Raw genomic sequence first — 20671 nt, 5'->3', positions numbered from 1 at the left:
ACCACACGCACGACCCTAGTTCGCCTGGCCCGTCAGCGTGAACGCCATGACACCCTCGCCATCCATTGTATCAGTTTTGATACATTTTGCCAGCCTCAGAAGGCACGGCGAGATGCTCAGGACCCGCTGCGCCCTGGACGGGTTGGGCACGACGAGCGCTACTCGGCAAAGACGGAGATCGCGACCTGGTCGCCGAAGTCGACGTCGACCGAGGCGGGATCGAAGCCCTTGCGCCCGCGGGGTTGCGGCCACAGGCGCACGGTGGCCAGCACCTCGATCGTGGTGCCGGATGTTCAGATCGGCGTCGAGGAAGTGCTGGGCGGGGTTCTCGACGGCGAGCACGGGGATGTGCACTGCGCCGCGCGGCAGTGACCTGATCTTGGCTTCCAGCCGGGCGATGGCCTCTTTCGAGATCGACTGATCCACATAGGTGTGTACGACCGTCCAGCCACGCTGCTTTGCGATGGCTTTGCAGTCTTCTCGCTGACGCTCGATGGCAAGACCGTCCATTGCAGCATCGAGCGAGATGCGAACGAAAATGGCAGCACGTGTTGCCATACAACTAGCACTAGCTCGCCTTAGGTTACGTTGAACTTGAACTCGACCACGTCGCCGTCAACCATCACGTAGTCCTTGCCTTCTTGGCGCACCTTGCCTTTGGCGCGGGCCTCGGCCATGGTGCCCAACTCGTCGAGGTCGTCGAACGCCACAATCTCGGCCTTGATGAAGCCCTTCTCAAAGTCGGAGTGGATCACACCCGCAGCCTTCGGCGCGGTGTCGCCCTTGCGGATCGTCCACGCACGGGCCTCCTTCGGGCCGGCGGTCAGGTACGTCTGCAGGCCGAGGGTGTCAAAGCCGGCCTTCGCCAGCGTCTGCAGGCCCGGCTCATCCTGGCCCACCGCGGCGAGCAGCTCGGCAGCGTCTTCCTCATCCAGTTCAAGCAGCTCGGTCTCGGTCTGGGCGTCGAGGAACACGGCCTCCGCCGGTGCTACGAGGTCGCGCAGCTCTTGCTTGCGGTCCTGATCCGTCAGCACGGCCTCGTCGGAGTTGAACACGTAGAGGAACGGCTTCGCCGTCATCAAGTGCAGGTGGTGCAGCAGCGGCAGGTCCACCTCCCCGCTCTTGGATGCCGCGAACAGCGTGCGCCCGTCTTCCAGCACTGCCTGCGCCTTCTTCGCCTCTGCCACTTGGGCCGCGATGTCCTTATCCTTGCGCGCCTCCTTCTCCAGACGCGGCAGGGCCTTCTCGATGGTCTGCAGGTCGGCGAGGATCAGCTCGGTGTTGATCACGTCGATGTCAGTCGCCGGATCGACGCGGCCGTCCACGTGAATCACGTTATCGTCCGAAAACGCGCGCACCACCTGGCAAATCGCGTCGGCCTCGCGAATGTTCGCCAAAAAGGCGTTACCCATGCCCTCACCCTCGGACGCGCCCTTCACAATGCCCGCGATATCCACGAAGGACACCGTGGCCGGCAGGATGCGCTCAGAGGAAAAAATCTCGGCGAGTCGCGTCAGACGCGGATCCGGCAGTTCCACCAACCCCACGTTGGGCTCGATAGTGGCGAACGGGTAGTTGGCCGCCAGCACCTCATTGCGCGTCAGCGCGTTGAAAAGGGTGGATTTACCAACGTTGGGCAGACCGACGATTCCAAGAGTAAGGCTCACGCTGGGCAAGTGTAGTGCACTGCTTTTCGACGCTTGCTTGCGAGCGTCGCAAAGCATCAGCCCATCGGGCACAATGGTGCGGGTGAATGCCTCCGCACCGTCTTCGAAGCGAGACCCGTACACCCCGGACGCACCGGTGCGGCCCGGATCACCCGAGGACCGGGTGGACCGCGGGATAGTGATGAACCAGTGGGTGAAATCCACCGCGAAGTTCACTCTGCAGATCCTTGTAGTCGCGGTGTTCCTCTACGCGTTGGGCAAGCTGATTGGGGCGTTCTGGGCCGGCGTGCTGCCGCTCGTCCTGGCGCTGATCATCTGTACCGTGCTCGCCCCGATCTCGACGTGGATGCGCAAGCGTGGCCTGCCCTCCGGGCTCGCAGCCTTCATCACCATGCTCGGGTTTGTTGCGCTGCTGGCCGCAATCTTTCTGCTCATCGCGCCGGATGTGGTCTCGCACTCCCGCCTGCTCTACCTCCAGGCTCTGGAGGGTATCCAGCGCCTCCAGCTCTGGCTGCAGGGGCCGCCACTGAACCTGGATCCGGAGGACCTCAACGAGGCAGTCAACGAGGTCGCGCAATGGATGCAGAACCAGGCCGGAGCGATTGCGGGAGGCGTGTTCTCCGGCATCGGCACCGCGGCGGGTCTCATGGTCACGCTCGTGGTCATCCTGGTGCTGATCTTCTTCTTCCTCAAAGACGGCCACCGGTTCCTCCCCTGGCTGCGCTCCGCCACGGGAGGCCGCAGCGGCCTCCACGCCACTGAGCTGCTTACCCGCGCGTGGAACACGCTCAGCGGGTACATCCGCGCACAGGCAATTGTGTCCTTCATCGACGCGATGCTGATCGGCGGCGGCATCTGGCTCTTGGGCGTGCCCATGGCGTTCACGCTGTCGGTGATCACATTTATCGCCGGCTTCATCCCCATCGTCGGTGCGGTGGTAGCCGGCGCCCTGGCGGTCCTAGTTGCACTGGTGTCGCTGGGTTTCACCAAGGCGCTGATTACGCTCGGCATCGTCATCGTGGTGCAGCAGCTTGAGGGCAACATCCTCTCCCCCATGCTGCAGTCCCGCGCAATGGACCTCCACCCCGTGATTGTGCTGATCTCGGTGACTATCGGCGGCGGCCTCTTCGGGCTGGTGGGCGCCTTCCTTGCAGTTCCGGTCGCGGCCATGATCGCCGTTGCGTACCGCTACCTGCTAGATATGCTGCGCATCCACTCAGGTGAGCGCACCGCGGATGAGCTGGACTTTTTCACCCCAGAAGGCCTCGCCATCGCCCAGATCGAGGAGGAAGAGGCGGTGTACGAGCGCAAGCGGTGGCGCGAAGACCGCGAATTCACCGCGGCGCCGGTAATGGATGAAGTGGTGGAGCAGCCGAAGCGCGGCCCGGGTGCAACCAGCTGGAGCAAGTTGCGCCAGCGCAGCGCCAAATTGCGGCGCATGCGGGGCAAGACTGCCGACACGACGGAGAAGACAGTGAAGAACCCGCCGAACTCCGGCGACTAAGGTTGATCAACGTGACTCATACGCCGAACCGCGCCCGCGCGGCAGCCCCAACGACTTTTGCTGGCCTGCCCACCGGTTCCGCAATCGGCATTATTTTTGCCGCGCTGTTCACGGGTGCCCTGATCGCCATCTACACCGGCCAAGTTGGCTGGCCTCTGCTGGCGCTATTTGCCACCGCCGTGGTGCTCACCACCACGCTTGTGAACCCGCGCGGCATTTTCTTGACAGTGGCATCCTCCCCATTGCTTTTTGTCGCTGCCGTGGTTGCTACCGGCTACGTATTGGGGCGCGAGCAGATTGCAAGCGGCGGCGCATCCGCCAAGACAGCTCAGCTGCTGGTGGTATACCCGCTCGTGGAAGTTTTTCCGGTCCTGCTCACGGTTACCCTCGGCGCCATAGTCATCGGTGTGCTGCGCATCTGGCTGATCAAGCGCCAGAACAAAGCAGTGCAGCGGTACGAGGTGAGTGAGCGCAGCCGCGCAGCGGCGAGTAACCGGCGCACCAACACGCAGGGTCGCCGAGCACGCGAGCGTTCCGGCGGCATCGGCGTTGATGAGCTAGTTCGCCGCGAGAAAGCCGCCCGGGCTTCCAAGGCTGCGAGGTCGGTGAAGCAGTCGTCGAAAAGCGTGAAGCCCCAGCGGCAGAACCGCGGAGGATCAACCCGCATCGCGGGCAGGCTGGGCGACGACCTGTACGGCGACAGCTAGGCGCTACGCGTCTACCTTGCGCGGCGGCATGCGCAGGTCGCGCGGGAGAGCAAACGTGATGGTCTCCACGGTGGTGGTCACTTCCTCCACGTCCGTGTAACCGCGCTCACCGAGATGCGCGACTACTTCCTGCACCAGAATCTCCGGCACCGAGGCACCGGAAGACAGGCCGATCGTGTCCGCGTTCTCCAGCCAAGACTCCTCAATCTGGTGTGCGTAGTCCACCAAGTGAGCTTCACGCGCACCCGCCTCCAACGCGACCTCCACGAGGCGCTTGGAGTTGGAGGAATTCTGGGAGCCGACCACAATCACCAGATCGCAGCGCGGCGCAATGTTCTTCACAGCCGCCTGGCGGTTCTGGGTGGCGTAGCAAATATCGTCGCTCGGCGGATCCTGCAGGTGCGGGAAGCGCTCTTTCAGCTTTGCGACGATTTCCAAGGTCTCATCCACCGACAGCGTCGTCTGAGAAAGCCACACCAGCGGCTGGTCCTCCGGGAAATCCGGCAGGGCATCCACGCCCTCAACGCCGTCCACGAGGTGGGTCACCTCCGGAGCCTCGCCGGATGTGCCCTCGACCTCCTCGTGCCCCTCATGGCCCACCAGCAGGATCTGGAACCCGTCGCGAGCGAAGCGCTTCGCCTCGTTGTGCACCTTGGTCACCAGCGGGCAGGACGCGTCGAGCGTGAGCAGATTGCGCTGGGCGGCGGCGTCGCGCACCGCCGGGGAGACACCGTGGGCGGAGAAGACGACGTGCGCGCCCTCCGGTACCTCGTCCGTTTCGTCCACGAAGACGGCACCGCGTTCTTCCAACGTCTTCACCACGTACTTGTTGTGCACGATCTCTTTGCGCACGTACACGGGCGATCCGTACTTCTCCAGCGCCTTCTCCACGGTCTCAACCGCACGGTCTACGCCCGCGCAGTACCCGCGCGGGGAGGCCAATAACAGGTTTTTAGCGCCATCAGTCATGGAACCGACCCTACCTAAGCAGCGTCTAAAAGGATAGAAGGATCAAGGCGGGCATACTCGTTGATGCGCGCGCGACAGCAAGGAGGAACGTGGTTATGGAATCAAGCGCTGGGGCATCCCCAGCACCGAAGAGCACAGCCGAGGCGCCGTGGAGCGTCTCCCGGCTGAACACCAGCGTCAAGGGGTGGATTGAACGCCTCGGCTGGCTGTGGGTGGAGGGCCAGCTCACCCAGGTGAACACGAAGCCGAACTGGGCGAACTCCTATCTGACGTTGCGCGACACACAAGCAGAGGCCAGCGTTGAGTTGATCATGGATACCCGCCAGCTCATGGCAATGCCCTCCCCGCCCAAAGACGGGGACCATGTTGTCGTTCACGGCAAACCCAACTTCCACCAGCAGCGCGGCTCCTTCAAAATGCGCGTGGTGGAGATCCGCCACGTAGGCGAAGGCGAACTGCTGGCGCGGATTGAGGAGCTGCGGCGGAAACTCGCCGCGGAAGGTCTCTTCGCCCCGGCGCGCAAGCGGCCGCTGCCCGTGCTGCCGCAGAAGGTGGGATTGATCACCGGCAAGGGCTCTGCGGCAGAGCGGGATGTCATGGCTGTTGCCCAATCGCGCTGGCCGGCGGTGCGCTTCGAGGTGGTTAAAACCGCGGTCCAAGGCGCAAAAGCGGTGCCCGAGGTGATCCGCGCCCTGGAGATCTTGGACGCAAACCCAGACGTTGAAGTGATCATCATCGCGCGCGGCGGCGGGTCTGTGGAGGATCTGCTCCCGTTCTCCGAGGAGGCGCTGCAGCGCGCCGTCGCCGCCGCGGGCACGCCAGTGGTGTCCGCGATTGGGCACGAGCCGGATAACCCGGTGCTGGACAACGTTGCCGACGTTCGCGCCGCCACCCCGACGGATGCCGCCAAGCGCGTTGTCCCCGACATGGCGGAAGAAATGGCTGGAGTGAACCAAATGCGCCAGCGCAGCGCGGCGGCCTTACGCGGCTGGGTGCGGCGGGAAGCCCAGATTGTGCAGGCAGCGCGCTCACGCCCAGCATTGGCGAACCCGCTGGCCTCAATCCACCAGCGGCAGGACGAGGTGGCCCGAGAGGTGCAGCGGATGCGCCGCGAAGTCACGCATGCGGTGAGCCGCCAAGAGGCAGTGATCTCGTCGCTGCGGTCACAGGTTTCTGCGCTGGGGCCATCGGCGACGCTTGCCCGCGGATACGCCGTCGTCCAGGTCCTGCCGCGGGACGGATCCGGGCCAGACGTGGTGACCAGCATTGAGCAATCACCACCAGGCTCCCAGCTGCGCATCCGCGTGGCGGACGGTTCCATTGCCGCCGCAGCGATGGGTACCACCCCGGCGGACTAACAACGACACATTGCCCACACATTCCCACCTATTTTTCAAAACTCAGAAGGAGCAGACATGGCAGAGAACACATTCGGCGCGGGCCAGGCAGGCGAGAACGCATTCCCAGATCCGGAGACCTTAAGCTACGAGCGGGCCCGCGACGAGCTGATTGAAACCGTCAAGATTCTGGAGCTCGGTCAGATGAGCTTGGATGAATCACTGAAGTACTGGGAGCGCGGCGAGGCGCTGGCCAAGCGGTGCGAGGTGCTCCTGCAGGGTGCCGCCCAGCGCGTCGAGGCTGTGATTAGCGAGCACTCCCGCACCCCCAACCAGGGCGAGTAGTTACTGGTTCTCGTTCGGGTCAATGGGCGCTGCGGCGAGGGCGGCGGCGATCAGCTCTCGGAACTCGTCGTCAGTCCCCGCCCCGGTGAGCACCATGCGCACATCACCCGCGTCCAGCGCCCAGATGTCGCGGACTTTTTGATCGTTCGAGTGGAGAACGCGGACCTCGCGGCCGGCGACGTTCTCGGTGCGCTCATCCGGGCGGTCGTGGTTGTCTTGCGCTGCGATAGCGTCCTCGAGCGAGGCTCCGGTTTGCGTGAGCTGCAGGAAGCCCCCGTCCGGGCTGACCCAGCCAACCACCGGCGCGGGCTGCTGGTTGATCATGGTGCGGCGCGCTGAGTTAGTCACCCAGCCATCAGGCATCTCGGGGTAGCGCACGGGGAAGCCCACGGCGCGGGATTCCAAGCTCAGGAAGGTGCGGGCATCCACTTCCTGCACCGGCCCCTGCTCAGGGCGGCCGGGGTTGTATGTGCACAAGCCGGTCGCGCCAACTCCCACCAGCATGAGCACGACCACGACGATGACATTGAGAAGCATGTCGCGGCCATCTTGGAACACCCGGGGTTTGCTGTCCTTTGCCACGGGCACAAGTATGGCACGGGCCCTCACCGCAGCTCGAATCCTCCCGCGCCCGGGCCGATGAACGCACTGAAGCGAGTTGTGCCCCTTTTAAGGTGTGAAAACTCAGGTTCCGGGCCCCAGAAAGTGCCACAATGGAGGTGTGCTGTGCCGTGCGCGCAGCATGCACGACGAACGCTTCAAATGCCCTCAGGAGGCCCTCGATGACTGAATCGCCCGAATACTTCCCGGATCGCAACCTCGCGATGGAACTCGTCCGCGTGACCGAGGCGGCAGCGCTGGCCTCCGGCCGTTGGGTCGGCCGCGGCAAGAAGAACGAGGGCGACGGCGCCGCGGTGGACGCGATGCGCAAGATGATCAACTCCGTGAACATGGACGGCGTCATCGTGATCGGCGAGGGCGAGAAGGATGAAGCGCCCATGCTCTACAACGGTGAGCAGGTTGGTAACGGCGAGGGCGCGCAGGTGGACCTCGCGGTTGACCCGGTTGACGGCACCCGCCTGATGGCGGAGGGCCGTCCGAACGCCATCTCCGTGATCGCGGCGGCTGACCGCGGCTCCATGTTCAACCCGCGCGACGCGTTCTACATGAACAAGATCGCCGTCGGTCCCGAGGCGAAGGGCGTCATCGACATCACCGCGCCGGTCTCCGCCAACATCAAGGCTGTGGCGATGGCGAAGGGCATCCGCCCGTCCGACGTCACCGTGGTGGTGCTGGACCGCCCGCGCCACGTGCAGCTGGTGGATGAGATCCGCAAGGCAGGCGCCAAGGTCCGCTTCATCATGGACGGCGATGTCGCGGGCGCCATTGCCGCGGCGCAGGACACCAACTCCATCGACATCGCCATGGGCGTCGGCGGCACCCCGGAGGGCGTCGTCGTGGCCTGCGCCATGAAGTGCCTGGGCGGCGAGATCCAGGGCCAGCTCGCCCCGCAGTCGGACGAGGAGCGCGAAGCCGTCCTCGCTGCAGGCCACGACCTGGACCGCGTGCTCACCCTCGACGACCTGGTTGCTTCTGACAACTGCTACTTCGCCGCAACCGGCGTGACCAACGGCGACATGCTGCGCGGCGTGTCCTACCGCAAGAACGGCGCCACCACCCGCTCCCTGGTGATGCGCTCCAAGTCCGGCACGGTTCGCTACGTGGAGTCCATCCACAAGCTGTCCAAGCTGCAGGAGTACTCCGTGGTGGATTACTCCGAGCCGCACGCCTAACCGGCCAATTGTGTGAACAGCGCCGCGAACACGCCCAGGCTGCTCACGGTGTTGTTCACTAGATGCGCGATCAAGCTGCCTGTGATGCCGCTGTGCAGCCGCGCCAGCCACGCCAGGCCGATGCCGAAGAAGAAGGTGTAGATGATCGCTGGCGGCGCGACGTGCGCGACTCCGAAGATCGCCGAGGTCAGAAGGATACTCGCCCATCCGGGCATGCGGGTGTCGAAGTAGTTCAACAGGACGCGGCGGAAGACCAGTTCCTCAATGAACGGGCCGAGCAGCAGGTAGCCAGCCAGCACGAGCAGTATCGGCATGGCATTCGTCGCCTCGCCGGCGATCGACTCCGCCGCCGTGTCCGCGCCCGGTGAGATTCCAAGCAGTGGCGCTACCACCCCGGTCGCTAACCCTGCAGCGAGCATTATTGCGGGGACCCGCCACAACAGGTGCCACCCGTCTCTCCCCAGCGGCGTCAGCCCAAGCTCCAGCCCGCGGCCGCGCATGTAGCGGATGAGTAACCAGGTGGGCACTACCAACGAAACTAGAATTATCGCCGGTAGGGCCATTACCGCCACATCGCGCGGGGGCTGCGCCTTGATCAGCACCCAACCCTGCCCAATCAGCAGCAGATATACCGCCGCAATCGCCCCGGCTGCCATCAAGGTGTCTTTGGCGCGTGGCGGGGTGAGTTGCTGCACATCGGCTCCTTCGAGGTGACCCATCAGGCATAATAGAGGGCTGTAAGTGTCTCTTGCAACGGAAAGCAAAGGATGATCATGGCTGATCAGGAATACCGTATTGAACACGACACCATGGGCGAGGTCAAGGTCCCGGTCAACGCCCTGTGGCGCGCGCAGACCCAGCGCGCAGTGGAGAACTTCCCGATCTCCGGCCGCGGCCTCGAGGCGCAGCAGATCCGCGCACTCGGCCTGCTGAAGGCAGCTTGCGCGCAGGTGAACAAGGACCTGGGCAACCTGGACGCCGAAAAGGCTGACGCCATCATCGCCGCCGCCAAGGAGATCGCGGACGGCAAGCACAATGACGAGTTCCCGATCGATGTGTTCCAGACCGGTTCCGGCACCTCCTCGAACATGAACACCAACGAGGTCATCGCCTCCATCGCCAAGGCCAACGGCGTTGAGGTCCACCCGAACGACCACGTGAACATGGGCCAGTCCTCCAACGACACGTTCCCGACCGCAACCCACGTGGCTGCTACCGAGGCCGCGGCGAACGACCTCATCCCGGCCCTGAAGGTGCTGCACGAGTCCCTGGACAAGAAGGCAAACGAGTGGCACGAGGTGGTCAAGTCCGGCCGCACCCACCTGATGGACGCAACCCCGATCACCCTGGGCCAGGAGTTCTCCGGCTACGCACGCCAAATCGAGCTGGGCATCGAGCGCGTGCAGAACACGCTGGTCCACCTGGGCGAGCTGGCCATCGGCGGCACCGCCGTGGGCACCGGCATTAACACCCCGGCCGAGTTCGGCGCCAAGGTCACCGAGGAGCTGAAGAAGCTCACCGGCGTTGAGCAGCTGTCTGAGGCGAAGAACCACTTCGAGGCTCAGGCGAACCGCGACGGCTTGGTCGAGTTCTCCGGCGCGATGCGTTCCGTCGCTGTCTCCCTCTACAAGATCGCCAACGACATCCGCCTGATGGGCTCCGGCCCGCTCGCCGGCCTCGCCGAGATCCACCTGCCGGATCTGCAGCCGGGCTCCTCCATCATGCCGGGCAAGGTCAACCCGGTGCTGTGCGAGACCGCTACCCAGGTCTCCGCGCAGGTCATTGGCAACGATGCAGCTGTCGCGTTCGCCGGCACCCAGGGCCAGTTTGAGCTCAACGTCTTCATCCCGGTCATGGCACGCAACGTGCTCGAGTCTTCCCGCCTGCTGGCCAACACCGCCCGCCAGTTTGCTACCCGCCTGGTGGACGGCATCGAGCCGAACGAGGAGCGCATGCGCACCCTCGCAGAGTCCTCCCCGTCCATCGTGACCCCGCTGAACTCCGCAATCGGCTACGAGAACGCAGCCAAGATTGCCAAGCACGCGGTCAAGGAGGGCATCACCATCCGCCAGGCCACCATTGACCTGGGCTTTGTGGACGGCGAGCAGCTCACCGAGGAGGAGCTGGACAAGCGCCTCAACGTCCTTGCGATGGCGAACACTGACCGCAACTAGCCCCCGCTAGGATCAATCCCCAGCACTATCCACGCGAAGGGCTGGGGATTTTTCATGGCTGATTCATTTTCTGAACTGCGCGGCGCCGGCGGCTCCAACAAACCCTGGATCGCCGCCGGGGTCGGTGCGCTCGCGGTCTCCCTGATCCTCATCGCGCTGGCCGCAGCGTGGTGGTACGCGCAGCCGGAACCCGAGGTGGACACCATCCCGGCCACCGTCACCGTCACCGCAAACCCCGGCCCGCCCGCGGCGGAGCTCGCCCCCGCCGGCACCTACTCCGGCATGCTCAACAGCTTGAGCGAGCACGCACGCACCCCATCCTGGCCCGCCGTCGCCGTCTTCGGCGGGGGCACCGGCACCGTGACGTACCCGGACTCGGGTTGCACCGTGCTTATCGACGACACTTTGAACAACCACCCGCTCACCGATGCCTGCAACACCACCCCTGGCGCGGAGGGAAGGTGGGAAATCGATGCGTCCGATCCTGGCCTCGTACACCTCACCTACCTCGAGCGGGACACCGCACTGGTGGAGGGCACGCTGTCTGCCGGTATGCCTGTGACGTGACAACGGGAGTAGCATTGGCGCGTGCAAGACAACCAAACCGCAGATAATCAGACGCAAGATCAGCCAGCTCCAAACGTCGGCTTGGTGTTTGCCGCGCTGCTCACCACCATGATGATGAGCTCGCTGGGGCAGATGATCTTCTCCACGGCGCTCCCCACTATCGTCGGCGAGCTCGGCGGCGTGAACCACATGAGCTGGGTCATCTCCGCGTTCCTGGTGTGCCAGACGATCGCGATGCCGATCAACGGCAAACTGGGCGACGTCCTCGGCCGCAAGTGGCTGTACATCTTCGGTATCGCCCTGTTTGTCATCGGCTCCACCGTCGGCGGCTTCGCTAACTCGATGGAGCTGCTCATCATCGGCCGCGCCATCCAGGGCTTCGGCGCCGGCGGCATGATGATCAATTCCCAATCCATCATCGCCGAGGTCGTTCCCGCCCGGGAGCGCGGCAAGTACATGGGTGTGATGGGCGCCGTCTTCGGTGTCGCCTCCGTCCTTGGCCCCGTGATGGGTGGTTGGTTCACGGACGGCCCCGGCTGGCGCTGGGCGCTGTGGATGAACATCCCGCTGGGCCTGCTCGCGATGGGCGTGTCCGCCGCTGTGCTGCACCTGCGCCGCGGCTCCGCGAAGGGCATGGACGTGGACTGGCTGGGCACGGTGCTCATGGCCACCGCCACAACCTCGCTCATTCTCACCACCACGTGGGGCGGCACGCAGTACGAGTGGACCTCCCCCACCATCATCGCCACCGCAAGCATTGCCGCGGTCGCCTCCGTGGCGTTTGTGATCGTGGAGCTGCGGGCTGACGATCCGCTCATCCCGCTGGGCCTGTTTCGCAACCGGAACATGGTGCTTACCACCCTGGCCGGTACGGTCCTCGGTTTCGCCATGACGTCCGGCCTTGCATACCTGCCCACCTACCTCCAGATGGTGCACGAGATGAGCCCGACCGCAGCCGGCCTCATGATGCTGCCGATGGTTATCGGCATGCTGGCCACAGGCATGGGCGTGGGATTCATCATTTCGCGCACCGGCAAGTACAAGATCTACCCGATTGTCGGCATGGCTGTGACCACCGTGGGCCTCTACCTCTTCTCCACACTCACCCCGGAGACGACGCTGACCACCCTGGGTGTCTACATGTTCATCTTCGGGTTCGGCTTGGGCTTGGTCATGCAGGTGCTTGTGCTCATTGTGCAGAACTCCTTCCCTATCGCCGTAGTGGGCACCGCCACGTCCACCAACAACTTTTTCCGCCAAATCGGTTCCGCCATCGGCGCATCCCTTTCCGGTTCGCTCTTCATCCACGGCATGCGCACCCGCCTCGAGGAGCGGTTGCCGGAGGCACTCGCCAACATGGGCCCGGAGGGCGCCGCGTACGCCGAGACGTTCAACGAGGGCGCCGCCAACAGCCTTACCCCGGAGCTGGTGAGCCAGCTGCCGCCGGAACTCAAAGCAGTGGTGCTCAGCAGCTACAACGACGGACTGACCCCCGTGTTCCTCCTCATGGTCCCGCTGGCAGTCCTCTCCCTGCTGCTCCTTCTCCCCGTGAAGGAAGAAAAACTCAAGGAGGACCTGAGCTAACGCTTTCCCACCGCACACGAAAAGGCCCCGTCCGCACTGGACGAGGCCTTCCCTTTTGCGCGCTACTGAACGCGCTACACGCTTACTTTGCGTTCACGGTTGCCTTGAACGGAGCGTCTGCAGCGCCGTCGCGGGACCAGTCGATGGTGCCGTTCTCGAACTCCTGGTTCCAGCCAGAACCGTCGGTGTTCGGGGTCTCCGGCATCAGCGGGAAGCCAACGGTGCGTGCGCCGCGCACGTCGTTCAGCCAGGAGTTCGCGATCTCGCCCCAGATCGGGGAGCCGCCGGTGGACTCCTTCCAGGTGATGTAGTGCTCGCCGTCGTAGGTGACAACCCAGCCGCCGTCGATCTCCTCGACTGCGGTCGGCTCGCCCCACTCAGACTCGGCGTACTTGTCCATGGTGTCCACAACACCCTGCGGAACAAGCGCGGTCTTGCCGTCTGCCAGGGTGATCTCCTGGGTGGCGTCCGCGCCAGCAGCTGCGGCGCCGGAAGCGGAAGAGGTCACGGTCTCGGTAGCGGTGGAGGAAGCGGTCTCGGTCTCCGCAGGCACGGTTGCCGTAGCGGTGTCGGTCGCGGTTGCCGTCTCGGTCACGACCTCGGTGGCCTGCTCATCGTTAGAGCAAGCAACCAGGCCGGTTGCAAGTGCGAGTGCAGTAGCGGAAGCAACAATCTTACGGTTCATCTTAGTAATACCTTTCATCGTTCTTTTGAGCCGTTGCCCATTATGCAGAAAATTGTCGTGTCGACGTTTTTCCGACACACCCATCCGGGGGCACTAGCGCCGCTTCCGGTTGCGCGCCACTGCACCTTGGGGTTGCTTCCGCACCCGCTTTTGAGCAGGCTTTTTCGCCGCACGCTTCGCCGGGGCTTGAGAGCTTCTCGACGATCGCGGGGAGCGCCCCTTCGCAATCCCCACAAAATCTTGAATCTCGTCGCCGTCGCGCTCCTTCAGCCACACGAGAGCAACCTCGGTGTCAACACCGTCACTGCCCACCAGCCCAAGCGGGACCACCTGCTTCTTGCTCAGCGCTTTCAGCACAGGCAGGGGCGCGTACGCGACACCCACGTTCGCGGCGACCACCTGCAGCGCGCCACGCAGCTCATCGATGTCCGCGCCAGGCGCGTAGGAGAAGTTCACGATCTCGTCTGCCAGTTCCCCCGCCTCGACAGCCTCGCCCACCTCCGCGTATACGGAGTCCTTGGGCACCGCGACACCACGCGCCTCCTCGTAGAGCCGCACAACGTGGTGTTCCTCCCCCACGCGCGCATCCGGTAGCCGGGTGAGCACAATGTCGGCGCGGCCTGCTTCGCCTTCGGCGCTGAGGAGGGGAACTGGGTCGTCTGAAGGGACCGTCGTCAAGCGTGCGCCCGAGAATTCCTCATAGCGCCGGAACCATTTGCCGGGCTCTGTGCCGGTGACAAACCCAATGGTGAGCATGGAAGAAAATGCTACCGTTTTCCCCATGACTGACCAGATGCCTTCCGGCACCGCCATGAAGCCCGCCACCGCCGCGAAGAAGCTGGGGATCTACCTCCCCGCCGCCCCGGAGGAGTTCCAGCAGGGCGCTGTGACCCACGCTGAGCTGCGCGAATTGCAGGATAACCCGCCGGAGTGGTTGGCCGAGCTGCGCCGCAACGGGCCGCACCCACGCCCGGAGGTCGCGCGCAAGCTCGGCATCACCATCACCGCACTGAAGAACAACGGGATGGATGAGCCGCTGACCACAGAGGAGATCAAGGCGCTCTTGGCCGATCAGCCCGAATGGTTGCGAAAGGCCCGCACCTCCCTGGCGGAAGAGCGCGGGCCTGCGGCGGACGCGTAGATGCGTTAGAGCATCTTCCAATCCTCAATACCCGGGTAGAGCGGGTACTTCTCGCCAAGCGCAGCGGAGCGCGCGTGCAGCGCGGCCATGTCTGCGTCCTTGCCCTTGATCAGCGTCTCCGCGATGATCTCCGCAACCTCGCGGAAATCCTCCTCCCCGAAGCCGCGAGTGGCCAGCGCGGAGGTGCCGATGCGCAGGCCGGAGGTGACGGCCGGCGGACGCGGGTCGAACGGCACGGCATTGCGGTTGACGGTGATGCCTGCCTCGTGCAGCAGATCCTCCGCTTGCTGACCATCCATCTCGGAATTGCGCAGGTCCACCAGCACCAGGTGCACGTCGGTGCCGCCGGAAACGACGCCGACGCCTGCCTCGCGGGCGTCGTCCTGCATCAGGCGCTCCGCCAGGATGCGCGCGCCGTCCAGCGTGCGCTGCTGGCGGTCCTTGAACTCATCCATCGCCGCGATCTTGAACGCGGTCGCCTTCGCGGCCACCGCGTGCATGAGTGGGCCGCCCTGCTGGCCCGGGAAGACCGCGGAGTTGAGCTTCTTGTGCAGCTCCAGATCGTTGGTGAGGATGAAGCCGGAGCGCGGGCCGCCCAGGGTCTTGTGCACGGTGGAAGACACCACGTGCGCGTGCGGGACCGGGGACGGGTGCAGGCCGGCAGCAACCAGGCCAGCGAAGTGGGCCATATCCACCCACAGGTAAGCGCCGACCTCATCCGCGATGGAGCGGAATTCCGCGAAATCCTCGTGGCGCGGGTACGCGGACCAGCCGGCGATGATCACCTTCGGCTTCACCTCGCGCGCCTGCTCGCGCAGCTTGGCCATGTCGATCAGGTGCGTATCCTCTTCAACCTCGTACGCCGCGACGTTGTACAGCCGGCCGGAGAAGTTGATCTTCATGCCGTGGGTGAGGTGGCCGCCGTGGGCCAGGGAGAGGCCCAGGATGGTGTCGCCCGGCTCTGCCAGTGCCATCAGCACAGCCGCGTTTGCCTGTGCGCCGGAGTGCGGCTGCACGTTCGCATACTGCGCACCAAACACTGCCTTCGCACGTTCACGAGCCAGGTCCTCCACAACGTCGGCGTGCTCGCAGCCGCCGTAGTAGCGGCGACCCGGGTAGCCCTCCGCGTACTTGTTGGTGAACACGGAACCCTGCGCCTGCAGCACCGAGCGCGGCACGAAGTTCTCGGAGGCGATCATCTCCAGGGTGCCTCGCTGGCGGTCCAGCTCGCCGACGATCGCGGCATGCACCTCAGGGTCAAAGGATGCGAGATCCTGGTAGCGGAAATCTTCAGACACGTGCACCGGGTCCTTTCACGGTATTGCTTGTCGTGGTTCAGCCCAAGTATAAGCGGGTATGGAGCGTGCCCCAGCGCAGCCCGCTTATCGACGAATGCAACAATGGCGCCTATGTCCAAAGCACACCGCGGCGCCGACTCGAGCCCGTACCTTGACTTCCATCGCAACGATTGGAAGCAGCGCCGCGCCGCGATGCCCCAGGTGCTCACAGAAGAAGAGGTGGCGGAGCTCAGCGGCATCGGCGAGAACCTCGACCTGAAAGAGGTCGAAGACATCTACCTGCCGATCTCCCGCCTCATCCACCTGCAGGTGAGCGCACGTCAGCAGCTCATCTCCTCCACCGAAAGCTTTATCGGCGGCGACCCGGGCCACGTCCCTTTTGTTATCGGCCTCGCCGGGTCCGTCGCCGTGGGCAAGTCCACCACCGCCCGCGTGCTCCAGGTGCTATTGCAGCGCTGGGAATCCCACCCTCGCGTGGACCTGATCACCACTGACGGGTTCCTCTACCCCACCGAGGTGCTGAAAGAGCGCGGCCTGATGCAGCGCAAGGGCTTCCCGGAGTCCTACGACCGGCGTAACCTCATGCGCTTTGTCACCGAGGTGAAATCCGGCCAGCCGCTGGTCACCGCGCCCATTTACTCCCACAAGGCCTACGACATCCTTCCCGGCGAGCACATTGAGGTGCGCAAGCCGGACATCTTGATCCTCGAGGGCTTGAACGTGCTGCAGACCGGCCCCACCCTCATGGTGTCGGACCTGTTCGACTTCTCCATCTACGTGGACGCGAAGACCGAGGACATTGAGCGCTGGTACATCGACCGCTTCCTCAAACTGCGCCAGACAGCGTTCCGGGAGCCCGGCGCCCACTTTGCCAACTACGCGGACTTGGACGATTCCCAAGCCACGCTCAAAGCCCGCGAGCTCTGGCAGACCATCAACCTGCCGAACCTGGTGGAAAACATTCTGCCCACGCGCGTCCGCGCGTCGCTGGTACTGCGTAAGGGCCACGACCACACGGTGCAGCGGGTGCGGATGCGCAAAATCTAACGTCGTAAAGCGAAAAGCCCCTACTTGCCAAAGCGACGGTTGCGCTGCGAGTAGTCGCGCAGCGCGCGCAGGAAGTCGATCTTGCGGAAGGCCGGCCAGTACGTGTCGGTGAACCAGATCTCGGAGTAGGCGGCTTGCCAGATCAAGAACCCGGAGAGGCGCTGTTCGCCGGAGGTGCGGATCACCAGGTCCGGGTCCGGCTGGCCGGAGGTGTAGAGGTGCTCGCCGATGGATTCCACGGTGACGCGGTCCGCCAGGCCTGCGGCGGGCGTGCCCGCGTCGGCCTCGCGCTCAATCAGCGCGCGCACGGCATCCACGATTTCCTGACGGCCGCCGTAGCCCACGGCGATGTTGACGGTCAGGCCTGCCTTGCCCGTCGTGGCATCGGCAGAAGCCTGCATCCGCTGCGCAACCTCCGGCGGGAGCAGGTTGAGGTGGCCGACCAATCGCACGCGGCAGGAATAGTGCTCCGCAGCCAAGTCATCGATCACATCCGAGATGATGGCGAAGAGGAGCTCCACCTCCTCAGATGTGCGCTTCAAGTTCTCGGTGGACAGGAGGTAGATGGTGACTACATCCACATCCATCTCTGCGGACCAGCGCACCAACTCGCCGATCTTCGCGGCGCCCGCGCGGTGGCCATGAGAAATATCGGTAAAGCCGGACTCCCGCGCCCAGCGACGGTTGCCATCCGCCATCACCGCGATGTGGCGTGGCCGAGGCTTACCGCGCAGTTCGCGTTTCAGCCGCGCCTCATAGAGCGGGTACAGGAGAGTCTCAAGCACAGCCACGCCCCCAATATTACTGGCGCGACCGCCTAGAGGAACCCCTTCTTGCGACGGTCCAGCACGCCAGCCTCTGCCATTGCACGCGTCACGGCCTCCTCATCGAACGGGTCGATGCCGTGCATTTCCGCAAACACCTGGCGGCGGCGGAAGCGGGAATAGCGGCGGTGGAAGGCATAGCCGAGGGAGAGCACCACAACGGCCAGCGCGACGATGAGCAGCAACCCGACCGGCGAGGCTTTGCCGAAGTCCGGGCCCACCGGCGTCTGCGCCGGCTGCTGCGCAAGAACGAACCCGCTGGCGTTGATCACTGCGGTGTTCAGTTGGGCGATCATGCGTCTGCCTCCTTCATGCCGGTCTCCTCGGGGGTAATACCGGCGAACAGGTCATCTTCCGGCAGCGTGGTTTCCACCCGGCTGCGGGCAAGCTCAAACTCTTCCGTGGGCCACACGCGCTGCTGGTCCTCTACAGGGCTGGCCAAAAACGCGCCCGCCGGGTCAATCTGCGTGGCGTGGGCCGCAAGTGCACGTGCGCGGTTTTCAAAGTAGTCCGCGCAGTTCACCCGCGTGGTCACCCGCTCCATCACATCCGCCTTGTTCTCTTTCCACCGCTTAATCATCAGCTCGTAGGGGCTGGGCTTCCCAGCTTCCAGAAGCAGCTCCTGCAAAAGCACCATGCGCTGCATGATGAAGCCGTGGGTGTAGTAGAGCTTCAGCGGCGTCCACGGCTCACCGGCCTCCGGGGCAAAGGTGGGGTCCCCGGCCTTTTCCCAGGCGACCATGGAGATAGCGTGCACCATCAGGTGGTCCGGGTGCGGGTAGCCGCCGTTTTCGTCGTACGTGATGATGACGTGGGGGCGGAACTCCCGGATGGACGCGACGATGCGCTTCGCCACCTCCTCCACCGGCTGGAGTGCAAAGCACCCCTCAGGCAGCGGGGGCAGCGGGTCACCCTGCGGCAGGCCGGAATCTTCGTACCCCAGCCATTCGTGCTCCACGCCCAGCGCATCCACGGCGCGGGCCATTTCATCCTTGCGCACGTCGTAGATGTTCTCCAGGACGCCGGGGCGGTCCATGGCCGGATTCAAAATATCGCCCCTGCGCCCGTCGGTGCAGGTCACCACCTTGACGCGGTGCCCCTCAGCGGCGTACTTGGCCATGGTGGCGGCACCTTTTGAGGATTCATCGTCCGGATGCGCGTGGATTGCCATGAGGCGCAAACCAGTCACTCGATCTCCAACTTCCTGTCTTCGGGGTTGACTTAGTTGACGTGGGGGTGATGCAGGATCACCGCGCCATCTTAGTACCATCGTTGTCAGATCAACCCCACCGTCCCCGGAGGTTCCAACGCCGTGTCCACGTCCTCCCCTTCGCCCCGCTCGCGCTACGGCTCTACCGCGGCGAATACCGGCAGCAGTGTGAGTGGCAAGGTGGTGGCGATTTTCGCCGTCGCCATGTTGGCGCTGGTGGTGTTCATGGGCATCCGCGCATTCACCCAGGCGCAGTCCCGCCCAATCACTGCGGAATTCATTTCCCAGGAGCGGGTGGATGATTCGACGGCTCGGCTGTGGATTGAGGTAGACCGCAAGGACGTGGAGCAGGATGCATACTGCATTGTCTTCGCGGTGGATTATGAGCACAACGAGATCGGCCGCCGCGAGGTTGTCATCCCCGCCGGCGGGGAAAAACTGCAGCGCCTCGCAGTAGAGCTGCCAACGCGCAGCCCGGTAGCGTCCGGGCGCATCTACGGGTGTTCGCAGCAGATCCCGTTCTATATGGACACCGGCACCACCTACCTCAGCGCGCGCTGATAAGCTTCGCTGAAGGAAAACCCGACGATGCCTGGCCCTCCCACTTTGGGCGGGCTCGTTTGACGTATGAGGGAAGGTTTGAGACCCCATGGCTGAGACTCAGCAGCAGTACATCACCCCGGAAATGAAGGCCAAGCTGGAGAAGGAACTCCAGCAGCTGATTGATAACCGCCCGGTGATCGCGGCCGAGATCAATGAGCGCCGCGAAGAAGGCGACCTGAAGGAGAACGCGGGCTACGACGCTGCTCGTGAGCAGCAGGATCAGGAAGAGGCCCGCATTAAGCAGATCTCCGAGATCCTGGCTAACTCCACGACGGAGCGCTCCGGCGTCATCGAGGGTGTCGCACACGTCGGTTCCGTGGTGCACGTGTACTACGACGGGGATGAGAATGACCGCGAGACGTTCCTGATTGGTACCCGCGCCGCCTCCACCGACAACAAGGACTTGGAAACCTACTCCGAGAACTCTCCGCTGGGTGCCGCTGTGGTCGGCGCCGCTGAGGGCGAGACCCGCACCTACACCGCGCCGAATGGTCGCGAGATTTCGGTGACGGTGATCTCCGCTGAGCCTTATGATTCTGATAAGGCCTCCACGCCGCGCGCGAAGTAGCGTCGCTTATTGCCTTGCACGTACTGAAGATTGAAGGATAGAACCCGTGACTTCCTCCCCCGCACGTAAAACTGCCGCCGCCGCCCTCGCAGCGCTCGCAGCCCTCGGCATCGCTGCCTGCTCCCCGCCGAACCAGAACGATTCTGACCAGAAGATCGACACCGCGACGAGCCAGAACCCGAGCGCTCTCGCATCCTCCGGCCTGAGCGGCGAGACCTCCGCAGCTGCAGCTACCAACGTTGCTGAGGCTTCCTCCGTGCGCGCTTCCGAGACGGCGAGCGAGACCGCGACCGCGCTGAAGGCTGCGGACGGCACCCCGCAGTTCAACAACTGCGACCAGCTGGGCTTGGAGCGCCCGACCTCCTTGAGCCTGGATTGCAAGGACAACCGCGAGTACCTCGAGGACATCGTGTGGGATTCCTGGGACGCGAACGGCGCGAAGGGCACCGCAACCCGCATCACCGTTGACCCGGACCGCGTCATCGAGGGCGAGACCGTGACCCTCGGCGCACCGAAGGAGGTTGACGGCCGCCTGGTCTTCACCGTCATCTCCGTCGGCGGCAACTCCATCAACCCGGAGTCCAACTACTAAAAGCGGACACGAAATAAGCCCTGCACGCACTGTGCAGGGCTTTTTGCTTGCCGACG

At 64.3% G+C, this 20671-nt stretch carries 24 protein-coding genes; 13 read left to right on the top strand and 11 right to left on the bottom strand.

Translation table 11 applies throughout. From position 1 onward, the window contains the following. Positions 1–15: 15 nt before the first annotated feature. Both JZY91_RS03450 and ychF read right to left on the bottom strand, forming a co-directional pair. A complete protein-coding gene (locus tag JZY91_RS03450; RefSeq protein WP_234948575.1) occupies positions 16–558 on the bottom strand; it encodes a recombinase family protein in 543 nt (180 codons plus the stop codon). 20 nt (positions 559–578) lie between these two features. After that, positions 579–1667: a redox-regulated ATPase YchF gene (gene ychF / locus JZY91_RS03445; RefSeq protein ID WP_234948574.1), complete on the bottom strand. Its 1089-nt coding sequence runs from the start codon at positions 1665–1667 to the stop codon at positions 579–581. An 82-nt stretch (positions 1668–1749) separates the two neighbouring features. Between ychF and JZY91_RS03440 the strand changes: the two genes are divergently transcribed. Then, entirely contained in the window at positions 1750–3171 is a 1422-nt protein-coding gene (locus JZY91_RS03440; RefSeq protein ID WP_370639253.1) for an AI-2E family transporter, read from the top strand. A gap of 11 nt (positions 3172–3182) precedes the next feature. After that, a complete protein-coding gene (locus JZY91_RS03435; protein WP_234948573.1) occupies positions 3183–3878 on the top strand; it encodes a DUF6542 domain-containing protein in 696 nt (231 codons plus the stop codon). A 3-nt stretch (positions 3879–3881) separates the two neighbouring features. Here the strand turns inward: JZY91_RS03435 and JZY91_RS03430 are convergent, their stop codons facing one another. Then, positions 3882–4847 carry a 4-hydroxy-3-methylbut-2-enyl diphosphate reductase gene (locus tag JZY91_RS03430; RefSeq protein WP_234948572.1) on the bottom strand — a complete coding sequence of 322 codons (966 nt, stop codon included), beginning with the start codon at positions 4845–4847 and terminating at the stop codon, positions 3882–3884. Between the two features lie 95 nt (positions 4848–4942). On the opposite strand from JZY91_RS03430, the gene xseA reads away from it, so the two are divergent. Together xseA and JZY91_RS03420 are read left to right on the top strand one after the other, a co-directional pair. Further along, the gene (xseA, locus tag JZY91_RS03425; RefSeq protein ID WP_234948571.1) at positions 4943–6205 is read left to right on the top strand and encodes an exodeoxyribonuclease VII large subunit; all 1263 of its coding nucleotides are present in this window, start codon (positions 4943–4945) and stop codon (positions 6203–6205) included. Positions 6206–6262: 57 nt separating this feature from the next. Then, complete coding sequence (locus JZY91_RS03420) at positions 6263–6529, top strand: exodeoxyribonuclease VII small subunit (RefSeq protein WP_234948570.1); 267 nt, start codon at positions 6263–6265, stop codon at positions 6527–6529. Here the strand turns inward: JZY91_RS03420 and JZY91_RS03415 are convergent, their stop codons facing one another. Beyond that, positions 6530–7111, bottom strand: a complete 582-nt coding sequence (locus tag JZY91_RS03415; protein WP_234948569.1) for a DUF4245 domain-containing protein — start codon at positions 7109–7111, stop codon at positions 6530–6532. Between the two features lie 200 nt (positions 7112–7311). Between JZY91_RS03415 and glpX the strand changes: the two genes are divergently transcribed. Continuing rightward, positions 7312–8322, top strand: coding sequence for a class II fructose-bisphosphatase (gene glpX / locus JZY91_RS03410; RefSeq protein WP_234948567.1), 1011 nt, complete (start codon positions 7312–7314; stop codon positions 8320–8322). Here glpX and JZY91_RS03405 read toward each other — a convergent pair. Then, on the bottom strand, positions 8319–9017 hold the full coding sequence (locus tag JZY91_RS03405; RefSeq protein WP_234948566.1) for a type II CAAX endopeptidase family protein: 699 nt from the start codon (positions 9015–9017) through the stop codon (positions 8319–8321). The genes glpX and JZY91_RS03405 overlap by 4 nt on opposite strands. 78 nt (positions 9018–9095) lie before the next feature. Here JZY91_RS03405 and JZY91_RS03400 point away from each other — a divergent pair, with 78 nt between their 5' ends. From JZY91_RS03400 to JZY91_RS03390, 3 genes are read left to right on the top strand one after another with little or no spacing between them, the layout of a single operon-like run. Further along, on the top strand, positions 9096–10496 hold the full coding sequence (locus tag JZY91_RS03400) for a class II fumarate hydratase (protein ID WP_234948565.1): 1401 nt from the start codon (positions 9096–9098) through the stop codon (positions 10494–10496). Positions 10497–10550: 54 nt separating this feature from the next. Continuing rightward, positions 10551–11063, top strand: a complete 513-nt coding sequence (locus JZY91_RS03395) for a hypothetical protein (RefSeq protein WP_234948564.1) — start codon at positions 10551–10553, stop codon at positions 11061–11063. A 21-nt stretch (positions 11064–11084) separates the two neighbouring features. Next, positions 11085–12647: an MDR family MFS transporter gene (locus tag JZY91_RS03390; protein ID WP_370639252.1), complete on the top strand. Its 1563-nt coding sequence runs from the start codon at positions 11085–11087 to the stop codon at positions 12645–12647. Between the two features lie 82 nt (positions 12648–12729). Here JZY91_RS03390 and JZY91_RS03385 read toward each other — a convergent pair whose 3' ends face one another. Continuing rightward, on the bottom strand, positions 12730–13332 hold the full coding sequence (locus tag JZY91_RS03385) for an LGFP repeat-containing protein (protein ID WP_234948563.1): 603 nt from the start codon (positions 13330–13332) through the stop codon (positions 12730–12732). Between the two features lie 93 nt (positions 13333–13425). After that, the gene (locus JZY91_RS03380; protein WP_234948562.1) at positions 13426–14088 is read right to left on the bottom strand and encodes a LysR family transcriptional regulator substrate-binding protein; all 663 of its coding nucleotides are present in this window, start codon (positions 14086–14088) and stop codon (positions 13426–13428) included. On the opposite strand from JZY91_RS03380, the gene JZY91_RS03375 reads away from it, so the two are divergent. Further along, positions 14087–14473 carry a DUF5997 family protein gene (locus JZY91_RS03375; RefSeq protein ID WP_234948561.1) on the top strand — a complete coding sequence of 129 codons (387 nt, stop codon included), beginning with the start codon at positions 14087–14089 and terminating at the stop codon, positions 14471–14473. The two genes, JZY91_RS03380 and JZY91_RS03375, sit on opposite strands and share 2 nt — an antisense overlap. Positions 14474–14478: 5 nt before the next feature. Here the strand turns inward: JZY91_RS03375 and glyA are convergent, their stop codons facing one another. Continuing rightward, entirely contained in the window at positions 14479–15771 is a 1293-nt protein-coding gene (glyA, locus tag JZY91_RS03370; RefSeq protein ID WP_234948560.1) for a serine hydroxymethyltransferase, read from the bottom strand. Between the two features lie 111 nt (positions 15772–15882). Here glyA and coaA point away from each other — a divergent pair, with 111 nt between their 5' ends. Continuing rightward, complete coding sequence (coaA, locus tag JZY91_RS03365) at positions 15883–16818, top strand: type I pantothenate kinase (RefSeq protein ID WP_234948559.1); 936 nt, start codon at positions 15883–15885, stop codon at positions 16816–16818. Positions 16819–16838: 20 nt separating this feature from the next. Here coaA and JZY91_RS03360 read toward each other — a convergent pair whose 3' ends face one another. From JZY91_RS03360 to mca, 3 genes are read right to left on the bottom strand one after another with little or no spacing between them, the layout of a single operon-like run. Next, positions 16839–17609 (bottom strand): isoprenyl transferase, encoded by a 771-nt coding sequence (locus JZY91_RS03360; RefSeq protein ID WP_234948558.1) that lies wholly within the window; start codon positions 17607–17609, stop codon positions 16839–16841. A gap of 26 nt (positions 17610–17635) precedes the next feature. After that, positions 17636–17938 (bottom strand): hypothetical protein, encoded by a 303-nt coding sequence (locus tag JZY91_RS03355; RefSeq protein ID WP_234948557.1) that lies wholly within the window; start codon positions 17936–17938, stop codon positions 17636–17638. After that, positions 17935–18831 (bottom strand): mycothiol conjugate amidase Mca, encoded by an 897-nt coding sequence (gene mca, locus JZY91_RS03350; RefSeq protein WP_234948556.1) that lies wholly within the window; start codon positions 18829–18831, stop codon positions 17935–17937. The genes JZY91_RS03355 and mca overlap by 4 nt, the downstream gene beginning before the upstream one ends. A gap of 123 nt (positions 18832–18954) precedes the next feature. On the opposite strand from mca, the gene JZY91_RS03345 reads away from it, so the two are divergent. The 3 genes from JZY91_RS03345 to JZY91_RS03335 all read left to right on the top strand — a co-directional run bounded on the left by JZY91_RS03345 (position 18955) and on the right by JZY91_RS03335 (position 20615). Then, positions 18955–19413, top strand: a complete 459-nt coding sequence (locus JZY91_RS03345; RefSeq protein ID WP_234948555.1) for a DUF4307 domain-containing protein — start codon at positions 18955–18957, stop codon at positions 19411–19413. Between the two features lie 88 nt (positions 19414–19501). Further along, complete coding sequence (greA, locus tag JZY91_RS03340) at positions 19502–20023, top strand: transcription elongation factor GreA (protein ID WP_234948554.1); 522 nt, start codon at positions 19502–19504, stop codon at positions 20021–20023. Positions 20024–20069: 46 nt separating this feature from the next. Further along, entirely contained in the window at positions 20070–20615 is a 546-nt protein-coding gene (locus JZY91_RS03335; RefSeq protein ID WP_234948553.1) for a hypothetical protein, read from the top strand. Positions 20616–20671: the final 56 nt, after the last annotated feature.

The sequence above is a fragment of the Corynebacterium sp. CNCTC7651 genome, assembly GCF_021496665.1.
In the GTDB taxonomy this organism is placed as follows: Bacteria; Actinomycetota; Actinomycetes; order Mycobacteriales; family Mycobacteriaceae; genus Corynebacterium.
Note: the sequence above shows the minus strand (reverse complement) of the source record. Positions and strands in the feature narration are given on the sequence as shown.

Bases quoted from the DNA above. Each gene is read 5' to 3' on its own strand.
- JZY91_RS03450 (WP_234948575.1), bottom strand. From the start codon at position 558: ATGGCAACACGTGCTGCCATTTTCGTTCGCATCTCGCTCGATGCTGCA.
- JZY91_RS03430 (WP_234948572.1), bottom strand. From the start codon at position 4,847: ATGACTGATGGCGCTAAAAACCTGTTATTGGCCTCCCCGCGCGGGTAC.
- xseA (WP_234948571.1), top strand. From the start codon at position 4,943: ATGGAATCAAGCGCTGGGGCATCCCCAGCACCGAAGAGCACAGCCGAG.
- JZY91_RS03420 (WP_234948570.1), top strand. From the start codon at position 6,263: ATGGCAGAGAACACATTCGGCGCGGGCCAGGCAGGCGAGAACGCATTC.
- glpX (WP_234948567.1), top strand. From the start codon at position 7,312: ATGACTGAATCGCCCGAATACTTCCCGGATCGCAACCTCGCGATGGAA.
- JZY91_RS03400 (WP_234948565.1), top strand. From the start codon at position 9,096: ATGGCTGATCAGGAATACCGTATTGAACACGACACCATGGGCGAGGTC.
- JZY91_RS03395 (WP_234948564.1), top strand. From the start codon at position 10,551: ATGGCTGATTCATTTTCTGAACTGCGCGGCGCCGGCGGCTCCAACAAA.
- JZY91_RS03385 (WP_234948563.1), bottom strand. From the start codon at position 13,332: ATGAACCGTAAGATTGTTGCTTCCGCTACTGCACTCGCACTTGCAACC.
- JZY91_RS03375 (WP_234948561.1), top strand. From the start codon at position 14,087: ATGGAAGAAAATGCTACCGTTTTCCCCATGACTGACCAGATGCCTTCC.
- JZY91_RS03380 (WP_234948562.1), bottom strand. From the start codon at position 14,088: ATGCTCACCATTGGGTTTGTCACCGGCACAGAGCCCGGCAAATGGTTC.
- coaA (WP_234948559.1), top strand. From the start codon at position 15,883: ATGTCCAAAGCACACCGCGGCGCCGACTCGAGCCCGTACCTTGACTTC.
- JZY91_RS03355 (WP_234948557.1), bottom strand. From the start codon at position 17,938: ATGATCGCCCAACTGAACACCGCAGTGATCAACGCCAGCGGGTTCGTT.
- greA (WP_234948554.1), top strand. From the start codon at position 19,502: ATGGCTGAGACTCAGCAGCAGTACATCACCCCGGAAATGAAGGCCAAG.